14 protein-coding genes are annotated in these 17926 nt (G+C 44.4%); 2 read left to right on the forward strand and 12 right to left on the reverse strand.

Annotated features, from left to right (window positions below):
• Positions 1-76 precede the first annotated feature (76 nt).
• The 9 genes from B5G00_RS07430 to B5G00_RS07470 form a co-directional block, all read right to left on the reverse strand.
• Entirely contained in the window at positions 77-2125 is a 2049-nt protein-coding gene (locus B5G00_RS07430; protein ID WP_087270826.1) for a right-handed parallel beta-helix repeat-containing protein, read from the reverse strand.
• Between the two features lie 110 nt (positions 2126-2235).
• The gene (locus tag B5G00_RS07435; protein WP_087270829.1) at positions 2236-3084 is read right to left on the reverse strand and encodes a hypothetical protein; all 849 of its coding nucleotides are present in this window, start codon (positions 3082-3084) and stop codon (positions 2236-2238) included.
• Entirely contained in the window at positions 3081-4202 is a 1122-nt protein-coding gene (locus B5G00_RS07440; RefSeq protein ID WP_087270832.1) for an AAA family ATPase, read from the reverse strand. Before B5G00_RS07440 ends, B5G00_RS07435 begins: the two co-directional genes overlap by 4 nt.
• Positions 4203-4235: 33 nt before the next feature.
• Positions 4236-5606, reverse strand: a complete 1371-nt coding sequence (locus tag B5G00_RS07445) for a DUF262 domain-containing protein (protein ID WP_087270835.1) — start codon at positions 5604-5606, stop codon at positions 4236-4238.
• A 165-nt stretch (positions 5607-5771) separates the two neighbouring features.
• The gene (gene rfbC, locus B5G00_RS07450; protein WP_087270837.1) at positions 5772-6374 is read right to left on the reverse strand and encodes a dTDP-4-dehydrorhamnose 3,5-epimerase; all 603 of its coding nucleotides are present in this window, start codon (positions 6372-6374) and stop codon (positions 5772-5774) included.
• Positions 6375-6458: 84 nt separating this feature from the next.
• Positions 6459-7394 (reverse strand): dTDP-4-dehydrorhamnose reductase, encoded by a 936-nt coding sequence (gene rfbD / locus B5G00_RS07455; RefSeq protein ID WP_087270840.1) that lies wholly within the window; start codon positions 7392-7394, stop codon positions 6459-6461.
• A gap of 12 nt (positions 7395-7406) precedes the next feature.
• Complete coding sequence (gene rfbB / locus B5G00_RS07460; protein ID WP_087270842.1) at positions 7407-8426, reverse strand: dTDP-glucose 4,6-dehydratase; 1020 nt, start codon at positions 8424-8426, stop codon at positions 7407-7409.
• Between the two features lie 95 nt (positions 8427-8521).
• The gene (gene rfbA / locus B5G00_RS07465) at positions 8522-9418 is read right to left on the reverse strand and encodes a glucose-1-phosphate thymidylyltransferase RfbA (protein ID WP_087270845.1); all 897 of its coding nucleotides are present in this window, start codon (positions 9416-9418) and stop codon (positions 8522-8524) included.
• Between the two features lie 242 nt (positions 9419-9660).
• Complete coding sequence (locus tag B5G00_RS07470) at positions 9661-10875, reverse strand: MerR family transcriptional regulator (protein ID WP_087270848.1); 1215 nt, start codon at positions 10873-10875, stop codon at positions 9661-9663.
• Between the two features lie 269 nt (positions 10876-11144).
• On the opposite strand from B5G00_RS07470, the gene B5G00_RS07475 reads away from it, so the two are divergent.
• Positions 11145-12101 carry a 2-hydroxyacid dehydrogenase gene (locus B5G00_RS07475; protein WP_087270851.1) on the forward strand — a complete coding sequence of 319 codons (957 nt, stop codon included), beginning with the start codon at positions 11145-11147 and terminating at the stop codon, positions 12099-12101.
• 88 nt (positions 12102-12189) lie between these two features.
• On the opposite strand, the gene B5G00_RS07480 is transcribed toward B5G00_RS07475, so the two are convergent.
• The 3 genes from B5G00_RS07480 to B5G00_RS07490 form a co-directional block, all read right to left on the reverse strand.
• Positions 12190-13587, reverse strand: a complete 1398-nt coding sequence (locus B5G00_RS07480; protein WP_087270853.1) for a YfcC family protein — start codon at positions 13585-13587, stop codon at positions 12190-12192.
• Positions 13588-13626: 39 nt separating this feature from the next.
• Positions 13627-14811 carry an amidohydrolase gene (locus B5G00_RS07485; RefSeq protein ID WP_087270856.1) on the reverse strand — a complete coding sequence of 395 codons (1185 nt, stop codon included), beginning with the start codon at positions 14809-14811 and terminating at the stop codon, positions 13627-13629.
• A gap of 90 nt (positions 14812-14901) precedes the next feature.
• Complete coding sequence (locus tag B5G00_RS07490) at positions 14902-15804, reverse strand: AraC family transcriptional regulator (protein WP_087270859.1); 903 nt, start codon at positions 15802-15804, stop codon at positions 14902-14904.
• A 125-nt stretch (positions 15805-15929) separates the two neighbouring features.
• On the opposite strand from B5G00_RS07490, the gene B5G00_RS07495 reads away from it, so the two are divergent.
• Positions 15930-17873, forward strand: coding sequence for a glycoside hydrolase family 127 protein (locus tag B5G00_RS07495; protein ID WP_087270863.1), 1944 nt, complete (start codon positions 15930-15932; stop codon positions 17871-17873).
• Positions 17874-17926 lie beyond the last annotated feature (53 nt).

Raw genomic sequence — 17926 nt, forward strand, 5'->3', positions numbered from 1 at the left:
GGAATACTTATGTATTCTGGATTTTGTTTCATAGGGCAGCTCCTTTATTTATGCTATTTAAAGAGGTGATAAACTGTTAATTCAGCTTCTTTCCGGCGTCATCCGGATTTTCAAAAGGTCCCACACAGGGATGAAGACTTCTGTGGTTTCCGAAATAGTCTTCGTTGAAGGTGATAGGGGAACCGTCGGGATTCTCAAAAGATTCTTCCGGTTCAAAGGCCATTCCCAGAGTTTCGGTGCTGATAGTGCCTGCTGTAATCTCAGGCAGGAGTTCATAGAGGTTGGTCTTCAGTTTCCATTCTCCGTCTTTTTCTTCCAGGGAAAGGGTAACTTTATGAGTATCGTCTACCACGCAGTTCTTTTCTTTTTTCCAGGGTTTTGCACCGTTTAAGTATACATTTCCCTCTGCCCATACAGGAAGGTGGATGTAGTACCGGTCACTGTCCGGACTGCCCATGCCGCAGTAACCCTCAAATTCTTTTACCCATTCTTCGTAGAGCTGGTATCCGTTGTCAAACATCCAGGTTCCTGCGTCTAAGTTTCCGTCATCCCAGCCGTTCTTTCCTTCTCCCTGGAGATAGTCGTAGATCTTCACCATGCCAGGACGCTTTGGCTGCTGAACAAAAATATTATTGTAGAAACGGTCATCTCCATGAAGAAAGGTCATAAATCCTGCCACTTCTGTTCTGTGGGGAACATGGTATGGGGTATATCTTGGCGAAGATAAGGTAAGGGCTCCGTTGTCTGTGCCTTTTCCTACAGCAGTAAGGGCCCCGGCGATCAGGTTGTGGACAAAGGCTACGCCCTGGGTGGCCAGTTTTACGCTGCGGTCAGAAAGAAGCAGGTTGTTGTCTACCAGAGTTGGGCCGTGGGATACTTCGATGAAGATATCCTCCCCCATGCCGGGATCACTGGGATCTATGCAGTCGTCGGGAAGAGGCAGACAGTTGTCATGGAACAGGTTCTGGGTCACACGGGTGCCCTGGGCCTGCCAGTCCAGCCACAGACCTCTGGTGCAGTGGTGGATATGATTTCTCCGGTAAATAACGTCAATAGCAGCATGCATTTTGATTCCGCCGATCTCTGCCCCTGCCAGGTTCTGCTTATTATTGATATGGTGGATATGGTTGTCCTCGATGAGTGAGAATACCCCGCCTAAATGTCCCACAATGCCGGTCTGGCCGCAGTCGTGGATATTACATCTCCGGATAATATGAGAGCCGATATTCTCCTTTGTCCATCCCTCTCTCTGGGCCTGACAGATACAGTCGCGCTCTGTCTGGGTCCCGTCTTTAAATTTCCAGGTAAGCCATTTGTTGTCATTGTTTGGCTGTCTATATTTTCCCAGGGAAATGCCAGAGCATTTGGAGTGGGATACTTCGCAGTCTTCGATGATCCAGCCCTTAGACCAGTGAGGACCGATCATGCCTTCCTGGTAAGCGGTTGGAGGCGCCCACTGGGTAGCTGCCTTGGTTACTGTAAAGCCGGACAGAGTGATATAGCCGACCCCTTCTTTGTCAGGATAGAAGCAGTTTCTCCGCACATTGATCTCTACATTTTCTTTATTTGGATCTGCACCCTGGAAATTGGCGTAGATCACAGTCTCATTTTTTTCTGCGTCCTGCTCTGTATACCAGGTATAAACAGAAAAATCAGGATCCCAGGAAGTCCTGGATTTTACAGGATTTAAAACTTTATCAAGCTCGGTAACTTCGTATAAGGACTTGTCATTGAGATATACCTCTCCGGTGTGAGCGATGAAAGTGGCAATAAACCAGTCGCCCCTTACCAGGGTGGTGTAGGGATTGTAATTTCCGAAAAGGCCGTTGGGGATCCTGGCGACCCATACATTACCGCCGCCTTCTTTCCCTTCATAAGGTTCCCAGCATTTCACTTCTTCTGCTCCGGTGATCACAGCTTTTAATGGCTCCACGGAAGTGTAGGTGATCCTGGCGTCTTCGGTTCCGGCGTTTACGGGATTTACATATTCCCGGTAAACGCCCGGATATACCAGGACTTCATCTCCGGCTTTCGCCAGACTGGCAGCTTCCTGAATGTTTTTGAAAGGGTATTCTCTGCTTCCGTTTCCGCTTCTGGAGACGGAGGCGTCAACGTAGTATTTCATGATATCAAAACCTCCCGATTTGTTATTTCTTAATTGCATTATAGAGTTTGAGATTTTCCGGTTCAATAGGAAAAAGGGGGATTTTTATAGAAAAAACAGCTTGAGATTTACTACAGATGAGCCCCTATATGTACAATAATAACCTTTCCGTCTAAAATTTCAGGACGGGGAGGGGCAAAGTAAATACGGTCCTGCTTCTGACGATTAATATTATGTTTACGGAACTTCGTATGCAGTTCACAGGTGATTTCCTCAGTCTGGTTGGTAATTGTATTGGTAAAAGAATATTTTAAAGATTTAACATGGTCTCTTGAGGCCTGAGGAGAACATTCAATATGGGTATCTTTTTGAAATGCTGCGGCCATTTCCCGATAGCCTTTGTGTTCATATGTCATTTCCAGAAACTTTTTACAATAATCATCTAAAGCAGTAAGATGTGCAATTATTTCATTGCGAATATCACGAAAATTCCTGTTTAGAGTATGCAAAGAGGTTTTTACTGAAGGATGAAAATAGAGATTAGGAAAACAAAATAACATATCATCTATAAAGTCAGATTCATCTTCATTTTTTAAATATTCACGGCATGCCTGAATAAAGCCTTGTTGATTATAGATAAAAAAGGCAGAAGGATTTTCAAAATCAATACCGACTGTCTTGGACGTGCTTAGGATTCCAATAGCCCTTAAGAGCTGGCTTTGTTGAATATCATCGACGTGGCGGGAACGGGCAATTTTTATTTGAAGTTCTCTTTTGATATCATTTAATTCATGACAATCTGTGGAATATATCCACTTGGAAAAGATAGGATTGTCATAAAGGCTGATGTCATTTATAAACTGATCAATTTTGTTTTCTTTTGAAAAAGTCATCAATTCCAGAAGCTCTTCTATTTTCCCGGCAGGCTGCCGCGAAAATTCAGAGGAAATTTCTTGCGTCCAGATAGAGTTTGCTTTCATTTTTCCCTCCTTAGTATGCGTAAAGTACGTAAGTCGTTTTCTTCTTGATCAAGAAAACCTTCCGGCCATTCTAAAATATCCATTTTTTCATCAAGGGGAATTTGCTGTACCTTTTGCTGGCTATTCTTATAGTCTACAGAAAAGAAGTTGATACAGATATCTTCTTGTGCGAGTTGCGATTTGAGACCTGCTATACGTATACCATTGATCACATGTTCACTATGAGTTTCAACTACGACCTGGATACCGGCGGAAGCGATATAGGCAAGGAAAAAGCCGATACGTGACTGCCCGCAGGGATGGAGGTGTGCTTCAGGGTTTTCTACGATGAGCATAGAGCCTTTTTTAGACAGGAGACCGTTTGCTATAATGGGGAGAACATAGGAAATACCAAATCCGAAATTGTAAGGTGTTGTAAAGTCGGTGTCAAAAACCGGCTGTCGAATACTTAGGTTGCTGAGACCGAGTTCTGATAATTCACTTATATTCAGTTCAATCCCAGGAATAATGTAGTCCATCCAATATTCTAACTGCTTATTTAGAGTTGCAGTGATTTTGTCTTCTGAAAAAGGAAACTGCCGTTCTTCCTCTATTTTTTCCAAAAGGTGCTGGCTGATAAAATGAAAAGTATTTTCTCCATGAATTCCGCAGCCGGTAGTAGTCTCAGGGAGTATCTGCTGATAGTTTCTTGGACCTAATCTCTCTGCGTTTAGATAATAAAAATCAGGGGCAAACAATCCGGTTATTGGGGTAAATGCAACTAAACTGTATTTGAGAGGAACAAAAAGCTGTCGTGGATACTGATCTTTGGAAGAAAGACGAAACTCAAAATTATCGGCTGTAAGCAGTATATTATCCCGTTCAGAAGAAGACTTTATTCTTTCGGCTTGGCCGAGTTCGAGCCCATATATTCCGTTTAGCTGAATAGTAAGTTCCTTAATGTTTGTATTTTGATATAGAAGAGTATTGTCATAGATCTGTCGTACCAAAAGGAGACTCTGAATAAGGGAAGATTTTCCTACAGAGTTCATACCGGCACAGACAGTTATTTTCCCGAAAGAAAAAGTTCTTCGCTGAGAAAAACATTTAAAATTTTCTATACTAAAAGATTTCAACATAGAGGGTTCCTCCTTTCCTGCTGGGCGCTCCCTTTAAGATATATTGTTTTTGATTATCGATTGAAGAGCCTGATATACGATAAATATGTTTCTTGCATCATTTGTAGCCATAGATAAGGCATTGCTGAATTCATAGTTGCTTTCAATTTCCTGCTGAAGAGCAGACTGAATAGACTTTTTATTCCATGTATCTACTTCACGACAGGAATATTTTCTTAAAACCCTGCTGAGACCGAGAAACAAAGATTTATTAATATTACGGACTTTTCGAAATGTATTATCACCGAAGATAGAGTAAGAATTTGTCATGGCAATTATAAAATTTTTGCGTATGGAGGAAAAGATTTCGGCAGGTGCAGTGTTTAAGATATTGACGGTTTCATCCAGCACCTCATCCATTCCGCCCCGATACTCTTTAATCGTAGAGTTTCCTGTATCTATTAGGTAGAAGGCAATGAATCGGAGAATCAATTCTTCATCGGCCATACGGACAGGACTAATACTTCCTTTTGTAGCAGTCAAAAATTCTTCACTCTGAGAGAGTGAGCGGAGAAGAGTTCTGGTTCTTGGCACCGCCAGACAATTGCGGATCTCCTGATTGTTTAGAGCTTTTCCACCGGTATTTATACGCTTAAAAATATCATATTTTACCTTGGATGGAGTCTGAGGATCGATGATATTTATGAAAAGCTGTGATTGATCGATTCTTCGGATATACATATTATTAAGGCTGCTGTCTTTTGAAAAAGACGGATTATTATACCATTTTCCTTCACACTCGGATAGATATTCTAAATTTTTTAAACGAAATTCATTATTTATAAAAGAATGGATGACAGTAAGCCTTTGCACGCCATCTACGACTTGAAAGAGACCTTCTTCGTCCTGGGCAAAGTAAAATACAGGAAGTGGAATTCGGAGAAGCAGAGATTCGATTAACCGAGACTTCCTTGTTATATCATTCCATACAAAATGCCGCTGGAAATCAGGAGTCAAGTCAATATCTCCATTCTGTATCATCTGATTAATTTGAAAAATCGAAAAATTTTTTTGATCTACGCGAATCAATTTAGGATTATATGGATTAAATTTTTCAAAATTTTCTGTTTCTGATTCCAGAGCATTGTCAAAACCTTCTTTTTCTGTAATGTCTCGGGCAATACTCTCTTCAAACAGCAATTCTGAAAACTGCTGACGGAGCTCTATATCTGTGCTGCAAATATTTGGACCTTTCTTGATATCTTTGATTTTTAATGTGGCAGGTTCTACATAAAAGATAAGGAGAAAATCAGGCCCGGCATATTCGGTTTCTGACTGTTTCCATTCAGTACCGTCTGGATTTGCAGATAAATGAAAATCTGTTATATGCTCATCAATGTCTAATATACGAACAGACAATTTCATGATAAAATAATCCTTTCTGTCTCATTTATAGAAACAGTTTATCATCAATCAGGGGTGTCTTCAAGAACGAAAAAGAAGAATTGTATAGAGCAAAACTTTAGACAATTATAAGATATATCTATTCCCATATAAAGGAAACTATATGGGAATAGATAATAAATATTTTTAGAACTTAAAGGTATCCTTAAACCCGTCCCACTTCTGATCCTTCTCACTTAAATTCAACGGCGTTCCATCCTTTAAGCAATACCCCTCAGCAGAAGCAGTGCCTTTATATTCTCCGGTAACTTCCGGCCACTCAATACCGATTTCCGGATCGTTCCAGGCCATGCCCCCTTCGTCACCGGGATGGTAGAAGTCTGTGCACTTATAGCAGAACTCGGCCACATCGCTGAGTACCAGGAAGCCGTGGGCAAAGCCTTGGGGAATGTAGAACTGCTTTTTGTTTTCTTCAGAAAGCTCTACGCCGAACCATTTGCCGTAGGTTTCGCTGTGGGTCCGAAGGTCTACAGCTACATCAAAGACTTTTCCTTTGATGACCCGGACCAGTTTGCCCTGGGGAAAATGTTTCTGGTAGTGAAGGCCTCTTAATACACCCTTTGTGGAGCAGGACTGGTTGTCCTGGACAAAGTTCATAGTAAGGCCTGCCTCCTCCATGTCCTTCTGATTATAGGTTTCCATAAAATAACCTCTGTCATCGCCGTGAACAGCAGGTTCTATGATACAAAGCCCTTCAATAGGGCATTTAGTTACTTTGATCTGTCCCATGAAATCCTCCTTTATTTATATAAAGTTCTGTGATAAATTTGATAAAAATTCTGCCGGAACAAAGAATCCTGATTCTTGACAGCATCAAAATTCAATTTCAGCCAGATAGCGTTTTACTGCATCCTGCCAGGTTGGAAGAAGGTTAAAGCCGTTGGCAGTAAGCTTGCTCTTGTCCAGACGGCTGTTGAAAGGCCGTTTTGCTTTGGAAACGCCGTATTCTTCTGTGGTCACAGGAGTTACGGTCACCTTTTCATACTCTTTGTGGCCGGCTTCAATAGCCTGACGGAAGATTTCTTTTGTGAAATCATACCAGCTGATGTAGCCGCCTTCGTTAGTAGCATGATAGTAGCCATACTTTTCTGTTTCAATCATATCTACCAGCAGTACGGCCAGATCAAGAGTGTAAGTAGGAGTGCCGATCTGGTCGCTGACTACCCGGAGCTGATCGTGGGTTTTTCCAAGATTCAGCATGGTCTTAATGAAATTCTTGCCATTTTTGCCGAATACCCAGGCAATACGGACAATGAAATATTTTTCCAGGTTTTCGGAAACTGCCAGTTCTCCGGCCAGCTTGGTCTCTCCGTACACATTAAGAGGCTTGTAGTCCTTGCAGTCCGGCTCCCAGGGCTGAGTGCCCTGGCCGTCGAAGACGTAGTCGGTGCTGATGTACACCATCTTGCAGCCCAGGTCTTTGCACACCAGAGCAATATTTCTGGTACCATCGGCGTTTACTTTCTGAACAGTTTCTTTTTTATCTTCATCTTCTGCCAGATCTACGGCAGTCCAGGCAGCACAGTGTACCACTACGTCAGGATTTACTTCTTTTAATACTTTTTCTACAGAGGCTTTGTCTGTAATGTCCATGGGAACATAAGGCATAGTTACAACGGCGGTGCCGTCGGGGATACCGCTGTAGGTATCTTTGATATCTGATCCAATGCCTTCATAGCCCCTCTTTGCAAGTTCGTTCATCACGTCATGGCCTAACTGGCCGGCAACACCTGTAACTAATACTTTCATGAGCATGTCCTCCTATCTATTTCCATACATTTTTTCATAATAATTCTGATATTCACCGGAGATGATAGTTTCCCACCATTCTCTGTTTTCCAGATACCATTTAATGGTTTTCTTGATGCCGTCTGCGAACTTGGTCTCCGGCAGCCAGCCCAGCTCGTTGTGGATCTTAGTTGGGTCAATAGCATAGCGCATGTCGTGACCCTTCCGGTCTGCAACGTAAGTGATCAGGCTTTCCGGTTTGCCAAGTTCCTTGCAGATCAGTTTTACAATGTCAATGTTTCTCATTTCGTTGTGGCCGCCGATGTTGTAGACCTCTCCTACACGGCCTTTGTGGATGATCAGGTCGATAGCTTTGCAGTGGTCTTCCACATACAGCCAGTCTCTTACATTTTCACCTTTTCCATATACAGGAAGAGGCTTGTCATTTAAAGCATTGGCGATCATCAGAGGGATCAGCTTCTCCGGGAAATGGTAAGGTCCATAGTTATTGGAGCAGCGGCTGATGGTCACAGGCAGGCCATAGGTACGGTGGTAAGCCAGTACCAGAAGGTCGGCTCCTGCCTTGGAGGAGCTGTAAGGGCTGCTGGTGTGGATAGGGGTTTCTTCTGTAAAGAACAGGTCCGGACGATCCAGAGGCAGATCTCCGTAAACTTCGTCTGTAGATACCTGATGATAACGCTGGATCCCGTATTTCCGGCAGGCGTCCATAAGTACGGCAGTTCCTTTGATATTGGTGTCCAGGAATACTTCCGGATTTTCAATGGAACGGTCTACGTGACTTTCAGCGGCAAAGTTTACCACCATGTCCGGATGCTCTTCTTCAAATAATTTATATACGGATTCTCTGTCAGTAATGCTTTCTTTTACAAAACGGAAATTAGGATTGTCCATAACAGGGGCAAGAGTAGAAAGGTTTCCTGCATAAGTCAGACAGTCAAGACAGATGATCCGATAGTCCGGATACTTGTCCAGCATATGGAAAATAAAGTTGCTTCCGATAAATCCGGCTCCGCCGGTAACAATAATGGTCATAATGGTTCTCCTTTTATAATGATATTTTTAATAAAGCGGATTTATGACAAAAACCCGCTCATCCGGAAAACTGTTTTAAGAAGAATTCCGGGAAATCAGTGGAGGCTGTCCAGATATTTGCCGTCCAGAACGTCTTTTAAATACTGGCCGTACTGATTTTTCTTCAGGACTTCATATACCTTCATAACATCGTCTTTGGTGATCCAGCCGTTTAAGTAGGCAATCTCTTCCAGGCAGGCAATTTTTCTGTGCTGATGGTCTTCCATGGTCTTTACAAAGTTGGTGGCTTCTACCAGGCTTTCATGAGTACCAGTGTCCAGCCAGGTAAAGCCCTGTCCCAGGAGCTCTACATTTAGCTGTCCGGCCTCCAGATAGATACGGTTCAGATCTGTGATCTCCAGTTCTCCTCTGGGGCTTGGTTTTAAGTTTTTCGCATAGTCTACAACCTTATTGTCATAGAAATACAGTCCGGTAACGCAGTAGTTGCTCTTTGGATGTTCCGGTTTCTCTTCAATGGAGATGGCCTTTCCGTTTTCATCAAACTCTACAATACCGAAACGCTCCGGATCGTCTACATAGTAACCGAATACTGTGGCGCCTTTGCCCATTTCTGCGTTTTCTACAGCTGCTTTCAGCCTTTTCTTCAGGCCGTGGCCCGCAAAAATGTTGTCTCCCAGAACCATGGCTACGCAGTCATTTCCAATAAAGTCTGCGCCGATGATAAAGGCCTGAGCCAGTCCGTCAGGACTGGGCTGTACGGCATAGGAGAGTTCAACGCCAAACTGGTGGCCGTCTCCTAAAAGAGCCTCAAACCGGGGAGTGTCCTGAGGGGTAGAAATGATCAGGATATCCCGGATCCCTGCGTTCATGAGAACAGACAGAGGATAGTAGATCATAGGCTTGTCATAAATTGGCAGCAGCTGCTTGGATGTTACCATGGTCAAAGGGTAAAGGCGGGTTCCTGAACCGCCGGCAAGAATAATACCTTTCATGAGATAATCTCCTTTGTATATTAGTTATTTTTGTTCTTTAGTTTTCCATAAGCTGTCGATTATAAACGGATATGTTCATAAGATTAGGATTAAGGCTCCTGACCTTATGTTAAATCTATTATATAAGATGACGTTACGTCACCTTCAACCCCTATTTTCCAATTTTAAGAAATATTTTATTCCCGCGAGCAATGAGCCGAGCGGGCATGCTTGCATGCCCATTTGGCGACTGCCGCGAGGGTCTAATACTCCGATGCCTGCATCGGGTTTTTTGACTTACTGCGGCAGGCAAAAAAGCCGGCATCCTTGGTGATATAGAAGCCATCGGCAGTTTTTTTGGATACAAAGGATCGGAATTCTTTGTATCTGTCCAGAATGTACTGATTCTGATTTCCATGGCAGGACAGGATATAGGCTATAAGGGGCTCCGCCTGGGTGACCAGAAGACTGTCCTCATACCGGTGCCACTCTACATCTGAAAAATAAGGACTGAGAATAGAAGGACCGTTTTCTTTGCCGAATTTTTCATAAAGCTTGTCCGCAGAAAGTATAATACGGCTGTCAAAATCCTGGACCAGACGGCTGATTTCACACATATGCTGGGTTCCATAGGCACTGCAGTAGAAAATTCCGCCAGGCTTTAATACCCGTCGGATCTCTTTTAAGGTTTTATCCAGATCATCACAGTAAAACAGTACGTGATTGGCAATGACTGTGTGAAAACTTTCATCAGGGAAAGGGATTTCCTGGCAGTCGAAAGCCTGAAAGGAAAAACGGGGATCTCCTCCCGCCAGGTTTCTCTTGGCGTCTCTGAGCATACCATCGGAGATATCCGAAAGTGTGAGAAAAATATTTTCTGGAATCTTTTCCTTGTTCTGAGACCAAAGGGAGCCGTCTCCGCACCCAAGCTCCAGGATATCCGTTCTTTCCTGGATATGATACATTCGGAACAGCCAGGGGAACCACCCCTCTTTATTTTGAGAATAAAGGCTGTGGAGCCGGATTCTGTCAGAAATATTTTTTGAGTTCAGATACTGGCCTTTCAGACTTTTTTCCATTCCTGTAAGGTGGATCAGATCCAGCATATGGCTCCAGTTAATACTGCGGTTTTCCTGAATCTCCCTGGTAGTATCTTCTATAGCTTTTTCTACAAGCTGTAACTGTTCGATCCGGTCCTGGACCAGCTTCTGCTGGAGGGCGAGAGAATTCAGAGTAAAGTGATAGTCTGTGTCGTCGATGGTCATTTCCTTGATATCTTCCAGGGAAAAACCCAGATATTTCAGCAGCAGGATTTGCTGAAGCCGGGCAAAGTCCTTATCTGTATAGAAACGGGATCCTGCCGGGGAGACGTAGGAAGGCTTTAAAATATTCTGTTTGTCATAAAAACGGACAGTACGCACAGAAATGCGGGCCATTTTGGCAAACTGTCCCGAGGTATAGTATCCTTCTGGTTTCATAGGGGACTTCCTTATTAAATCTTTATTCCTGCGGGCATGCTTGTACGTCCATTTGGTGACTGCCGCAAGAGTCTTTGACTATCCCTATTATAAGGGGAAAGATAGGAGTGAGACAAGAGATTTAAAAAATTCTCATTTTTGGCATGGAAGAGTTTAGGACCAGTAGAAGAACTACTGGCGCACTCCTGTTCTTTTTGCTAAAATAAGAGAAAAGATTTGTCAGATTTTTTAAATACATTGGAAGTCTGAAAATTAGGAGGAACAGAAGTATGAAAATCGCATTATTAGAACCTATCGGAGTACCAGAAGAGACCATTCAGGCATATGGCGATAAGATCCGCAGCCTGGGCCATGAATTTGTAAGCTATGATACGGTGACCACAGATCCGGAGGAGCTGAAGGAGCGTTCTAAAGGCTGTGAGATCGTTATGATCGCCAATCACCCATATAAGGATGAAGTAGTTGCCGCATCTGAGGACTTAAAGATGATCTCTGTAGCATTTACAGGAATCGATCATGTAGGAACCAAAGCATGCAAAGAAAAAGGTGTGACTGTGTGTAACGCAGCAGGATATTCTAACGAGACTGTGGCAGAACTGATCCTGGGATTTGCAGTAGACGCTTTACGAAACGTGGCAAAAGCCAATGATGTAGTGAGAAAAGGAGGCACCAGCGCGGGAATCGGCGGCAGAGAAATCTGTGGAAGAACGGTGGGAATCATCGGGCTGGGACAGATCGGAACCAGAGCAGCGGAACTTTTCCAGGCCTTTGGGGCAAAGGTGATCGCCTATAACAGAAGTCAGTCTCAGAAGGCCATTGACATGGGAATTGAGTATCGGTCTCTGGATGAAGTACTGTCAGAAAGCGACATCATTTCTCTGAACCTGCCTTTAAATGATGAGACAAGAGGATTTATTGATAAAGAAAAAATCGGAAAAATGAAGAGTGACGCTGTGTTTATCAACTGTGCAAGAGGTCCCATTGTGGATAATAAGGCTCTGGCAGAAGCGTTAAATGAGGATAAGCTGGGCTTTGCCTGTGTGGATGTTTTTGACATGGAGCCTCCGATTCCGGAGGATTACCCTCTCCTTCATGGGAAGAATACTCTGCTGACGCCTCATCAGGCATTTATTTCTGAGGAATCTATGCTGAGAAGGGCAGAAATTGTCTTCCAGAATGTGTTTGCTTATCTGGAAGGAAAGCCGGAGAATGTATGTAAACTATAAAATAATAAGAAACTGCCCCATTAGTCATATATCAGGAATATTTTTGTATTTTATGAGACATATGACTAATGCGACAGCCCCTTTCATATCATACAGGCCAAACAACAGTTGAAACTGCCACCAGAACTGCCTGGGTAAGGAGGATTAACAGGAAAAGGGGAACAAACCATTTCCACCATTTTTCGATTTTTACTCCAGCAATACCGCAGATGATCGGAGCAGAAGCCGTAGGCCAGAGGACGTTGGACAATCCGTCGCCGAACTGGAACGCCAGGATAGAGGTCTGACGGGAAATACCTACCAGGTCAGCCAGAGGCGCCATAATGGGCATACTGGTCACTGCCTGTCCGGAGCCGGAAGGGATCAGGAAATTGATCAGAGTCTGAACGATCAGCATGGCTATGGAAGAAAGCCAGCCCGGAAGGTTGGTCAGAGGGATGGACAGTCCGTATACTACAGTATCGATAATATGACCGGACTGAAGGATCACCAGGATACCCCGGGCAATACCGATCATCAGGCAGGCTACTGCAATATCTTTAAAGCCGTTGGCCATTTTCTCTGCAATGGTATTAGGTCCCCAGCCCATGATAAAGGAACTTATGACGCCCATGATCAGGAAGGTGGTTGCAATATCTCCGAAGCCCCAGCCCTGGACTTTTACACCCCAGACGATCACCACGATACCGGCTACCAGAACAGCCAGAACGCCTTTTTCACGGATACCGAAGGGATGCTTATGTACATCATCTTCTGACATGGCAAGATGACTGAAATCATCGCCGTAGACCAGACTCTTAGTAGGATCTTTCTGGATCTTTAAAGCATAGCGGATAGTAAATATAGAAGCCACCACGATCATGGCCAGATGGCAGATCAGCCGGTATCCGGAACCGGAAAGCTGGGGAACTCCGGCAATTTCCTGGGCCATGCCTACGGTGAAAGGATTCATAATAGAGCCGCTGTACCCAAGACCAGTACCCAGAGCCACAATGGCCAGACCTACAATGGCGTCATATCCCATGGCAATGGCAATTCCTACGAATATAGGGATGAAGGGAAACATTTCTTCAAATACGGCGATACTGGAAGAAGCGGCTCCGATAAGGGTAATAAAAATAGGAATGATAATGACTCGGGCATTTCCCTTTAGAATCCGCAGCATCCAGGCTACAAGGCCATTAAAGGCCCCTGAGGCAATGATTAATCCGATAGAAGCGTAGGCCACGAATACGAAGAAAACAACATCTGCTCCTGCTACCATGCCTTCGTAGATAGATTTTACGGCTTCAAAAGGCCCAACAGGAGATTGTTCAACTTCATGATAGGTTCCCGGAACTACCAGTTCTGTTCCAGATTCATTTGCCTCCCGGTCAAATTCCCCGGCAGGAAGAATCCAGGTGGCTACAGCACATACAATGATAAAGCTCACCAGCAGCACATAGATGTGAGGCAGGTGAAATTTCTTTTTTACTTTTCTTCCCATATGAATAATACTCCGATCTTTTTTGATTTTCTTCAGCTTTTACCCTTTCTTTCGACTAAGGGCGGCTTCCCAGGATTCTTTTACTTTTTCACAGAATTCCGGCTCATTATAAATTTTGAGGAAAAGCTCCGTCAGCACGGCTGCCCCTGAAAGCATAGCCTGATGAGCGGCCTCTGTACGGCAGGCATTACGGAATTCTGCGGTGTGAAGAGCCATTGTTTCTTCCGTGACCGCGATCAGAGGCTGGATTGCCGGACAGCGGTAGCTGACATTTCCCACGTCTGAGGAGCCGGAAGGGGCTTCTATAGGTCCTACTTTTTCACCGTATTTTTCCAGAAGCTGGGCCACAGTATTTTCCAGAGGAACAGTGCGCACCATGTCAAAGAAATCAGAAAGCCCTGGAGTCAGAGTGACCGTACAGTCCAAAGCCATAGCAGCAGCGTTGGCGCACTTGCGGATAGCTTCGTCCATGACCTCCAGTTTTTTCATGGAATCTGTGCGGAATTCCATGCGAATCTGGCAGAAGTCAGGGATGATATTCGGTGCTTTGCCTCCATCCAGTATCACAGAGTTTACATGGACATCTGGGGTGAAGCATTCCCGTCTGGCATCAATAAGGTCCAGAAATTTTCTTCCAGCAGCCAGGGCGCTTTTTCCCTCCCAGGGAGCCCCTACTGCGTGAGCAGTTTTTCCATGGAAATCTACCACATAGCAACGGAGGCTGAGCTCGTCCATATCCGGAACAGAGAGTCCTCCTGCTGTACTGTGCATCATGGCTGCCAGAGACATGCCGTCAAAAATTCCCTGCTCAGCCATCCCAATTTTGGCCCCGTTTTCTTCTTCGGCGGGAGTTCCGATGACATAGAGCTTTCCCTTAAAAGAATCTTTCAGCTCCATAAGTCCGAGACCAGACAGAACAGACAAGGATCCGTGGAGATTATGGCCGCAGCCGTGACCGATTCCGGGAAGAGCGTCATACTCTACTAATAAAGCAGCGGAGGGCCCTTGGCCGTTATCCAGATAACCACAAAAAGCTGTATCATACCCTGCATAGGGATAGGTTACCTGGAAGCCAGCTTCTTTCAGGATTTCAGCGATTTTTCGGCTGGATTCATATTCTTCATAGGGCAGCTCCGGATGATCCGAAAGGTCCAGACTGAGAGCTACGGCTTTGTGGTAATGTTTTTCCAGAGCCTGAAGAACCTGTTCCTTTTCAATACTCATAATAACAGTCCCCCTTTGTCTAAGAAGTGTTTAGTTTAATGTATTAATAAATTATAACATTAAAGCGAGGGAGATACAAGAAAATTCAGACTATCTTGCATTAATACTTTTCTGGCGGAAAGCCTGACGGTACTGGCCTGGGGTCATTCCTTCCTGTTTTTTAAACAGACGCATGAAGTATTTCTCATCTGGAAAACCACAGGTATGGGCAATGGCGGATACAGACAGGAATTCTCCCTGACAGAGAAGATTCTTGGCGGCGGACAGTCTTATGTGATTTACATAAGTATTAACAGAATAGCCGGTATATTTTTTCATAAGAGAAGTAAGATAGGTGGGATGATAATGACAGCGGGCCGCAAGTTCCTCTACAGTAACTGGCTGGTCATAATGGCTGCGGATCCATTCGATTATATCCAGGAGCTTTCCGGGAGCCTGGTCTTCCAGGATGCGGTCCAGAGAAAGGGTTTCGGAGGAGAGCTCCAGCAAAAGCAGATTCAAAGCGTATCTGGTCTTCCAGGAAGATTGGTAGTTTTCTCTCTTTGCAATATCCAGGAGCTGGACAAAGAGAAGATGGCTCCGTTTTTCCATAGAGAGCCTTCCGGATTCAGGAAGGATAAAAGCTTCTGCGGAAGGAGAAAAAGGAGATAAAAGGGGATTGGACCGGTCTTTACGGAAGTTTAACAGCTCTTTTTTGGAAATGATCCGGCTTTCCGGATCTGTCATATGAAAATGCACCCAATAATAGGAAAGCTTTCCTTCACTGGGGGCATAACCGTAGTGGATCTGGCAGGGGAAAAGAAGCAGGGTTTCATTTTCGTGAACATCTATGTTCCTGCCGCTCTGATTTATATGGAGTGTTCCCCGGCAGACCAGGATCAGTACAAAGGCGTCGATACACCGGCGTTGGTGGAGAAAGCCTCCGTCACTTACCAGATTGCCGCAGGAGAGAAATTCAGCAGGAAAAGAAGCTTTTGCAGTACAATATAACATCTTGGATTTGTCCACCCTTTCTTTAAGAATGTCAGTTGTTTTAAAGGTTTTATATAAACTATAATACCATTAGTGAAAAAACAGGACAAGGTAAAATGTCCACCTTAAAAGAAAGGAGAAGGAAAATGTTTGAGAAAAAATTAAAACCTGTAGCGCCAGACCATATGAAAATCCAGGACCGCTTCTGGAAAGAATATATGGAACTTATCAGAAATCATGTGATCCCGTATCAGTGGGAGGCTCTAAATGACCGGATTGAAAATGCGGAACCTAGTTATTGCATCCAGAACTTCCGGGTAGCTGCGGGGCTTGAGAAAGGAACTTTCCAGGGCATGGTCTTCCAGGACAGTGATGTTTATAAGTGGCTGGAAGCAGTGGCATATTCCCTGATGTGGCACCCAGATGAGGAACTGGAGAAAACTGCAGACGAGACGATTGAGCTGATTGGAAAGGCCCAGCAGCCTGACGGATATCTGGACACCTACTATATTATCAATGGTCTGGAAAAAAGATTTACCAATCTTATGGATCATCATGAGCTGTACTGTCTGGGGCATATGACCGAGGCGGCAGTAGCATATTATAAGGCTACAGGAAAAAGGCGATTCCTGGATATTGCTATCGGCTATGCAGACTGCGTCTATGACCATCTTGGCATGGAAGACGGCAAGATCCCCGGGTATCCAGGCCATGAGGTAGCAGAGATGGCTCTCTGCGCCCTGCATGATATCACGAAAGATGAGAAGCATCTGAAGCTGGCAAAATATTTTATTGACCAGAGAGGTCAGCAGCCTTTGTTTTTTGACCAGGAGTGTGAAAAGAATGGGAATAAATGCTTCTGGGATGATACTTATATGCAAAAGCAGTATTATCAGGCAGGAAAGCCAGTGCGGGACCAGGATAAGGCAGAAGGCCATGCAGTAAGAGCCGTATATCTGTATTCCGGAATGGCAGAGGTGGCTGCCAGAACAGAAGACCAGGAACTTTTTGCAGCCTGTGAAAAGCTGTGGGAGAACATTGTGAACCGTCAGATGTATGTGACAGGAGCCATTGGAGCTACAGAGCATGGAGAGGCTTTTACCTTTGACTATGATCTGCCTAATGATACTGTTTACGGAGAGACCTGCGCGGCTATTGGTCTGATCTTCTTTGCCAGAAGAATGTTTGAGATCACCAAAGATGGAAAATATGCAGACGTGATGGAAAGAGCCCTGTATAATGGGGTGATCAGCGGCATGTCTCTGGATGGAAAGAGCTTTTTCTATGTGAATCCCCTGGAGGTTGTTCCAGAGGCCTGTGAGAAGGATTACCATAAGCGCCATGTGAAACCTGTAAGACAGAAATGGTTTGGCTGTGCCTGCTGTCCGCCAAACATTGCCAGACTGTTGTCATCTCTGGCAGGATATGCTTTTGAGGAAAATGAACATGAACTTTATGTAAACTTGTATACGGGAGGAGTCCTGAATACAAGAAAGAACGGCAGAGAAAATCAGATTACTTTTGAGACAGATTACCCCTGGAATGGTCAGGTAAAGATTACTATAGAAAATCAGGAGAATACAGAGTTTACTCTGGCCCTGAGGATTCCCGGCTGGTGCAGCAGCTGCAGCCTGAAGATTAACGGAGAAGAAGTGGAAGCTGTTCCGGAAAAAGGCTATGTTCTGCTGAACAAAGTATGGAAAAATGAAGATAATATTCTTTTGGAAATGGATATGCCGGTTCGACTGGTAGAAGCCAACCCGAAAGTCAGAGAAGATATTGGAAAGGCGGTGGTTATGAGAGGACCTCTGGTCTATTGTCTGGAAGAAGCAGACAATGGGCCTCAGCTCCAGCAGATTTATCTGAAGGAAGAACCGAAATTTTGCACAGAATTCCAGCCGGAACTGCTGAAAGGAGTAGTGACCATCAAGGCGGAAGGCAAACGTGTTTCTTCTCATGGATGGGAAGGTGAAGGACTGTACAGGACTTATACAGGAAAACAGTTCGAAGATGCAGAATTGAAATTTATTCCTTACTATGCATGGACCAACCGCACGCCAGGGGAAATGGCTGTGTGGGTTCGAGTGTGAGAGGAGTCTGTAAAACCAGGTGCCAATAATACGGTTAAATTTTCAAAAACTCC

The sequence above is a fragment of the Blautia sp. An46 genome (genome assembly GCF_002161645.1).
Classification (GTDB): Bacteria; Bacillota; Clostridia; order Lachnospirales; family Lachnospiraceae; genus Blautia; species Blautia ornithocaccae.